This window comes from Streptomyces sp. NPDC127092 (genome assembly GCF_042722475.1).
Classification (GTDB): Bacteria; Actinomycetota; Actinomycetes; order Streptomycetales; family Streptomycetaceae; genus Streptomyces.
Genome location: NZ_JBHXFE010000281.1, coordinates 1 through 725 on the forward strand (window position 1 = coordinate 1; position 725 = coordinate 725).

Here is a 725-nt window from a genome sequence, read left to right on the forward strand (position 1 = left end):
GGTGTAAGGAAGCACTGACGGCGAAGCGACGAGTAGGCCGAGCTCATCCGTTCGGCGATTCGAGTGTTCACATCACACCGCGGGGAAGTGGCACGAGTGCTTCGCTGCTGGTCCGCCATTGCGCGTCCGATGAAGCACATACATCATGCGGGTAGCCAGCGATCTGAGTACCGTCCGCACGGAGGGCTGATCGGCCGGGGAGAACACGAACAACAAACTGACAGCCGTGATTCTGATACCGTCCGCTCGTCGACGCGGGCTCGCGTTTCATGTGAAACGAGTGAACTTCGAGAGGGAACACGAGGAGGTCTTGAGGATTGCAGCGGCACCCTTCCGAAGCGCCCCCACTATGAGTGTTCCACGTGAAACACTCACGCTCGCGGCAGGTGCTGTCCGCGCGCCCACATCCTGCCGTCCGGGCCCAATACGGACGTCTCACCCCAGAACCGAGGCCCGAACCTCGCCGCGCCCCTTGCACGTGTCAGGCCCTCGCGCGCCCCCCGGCGGTCAGGGCCAGAGCACCTTGAGAAGTGTCTTCCCGCCGCCCGGGACCATCGAGACCAGGCCGCTCACCTACACTGATCCCAGACCCACTCACTGCAGGAGGACCCGTTGAAGACGAGCCGTCGAGGAGGCCTGGGGCGAGGCCTCGGCGCCCTGATCCAGAGCACTGTAGAAGCCCCGGAAGAGAACGCCGAGGCCACCTCCCCGAAGGACTCTGCGGT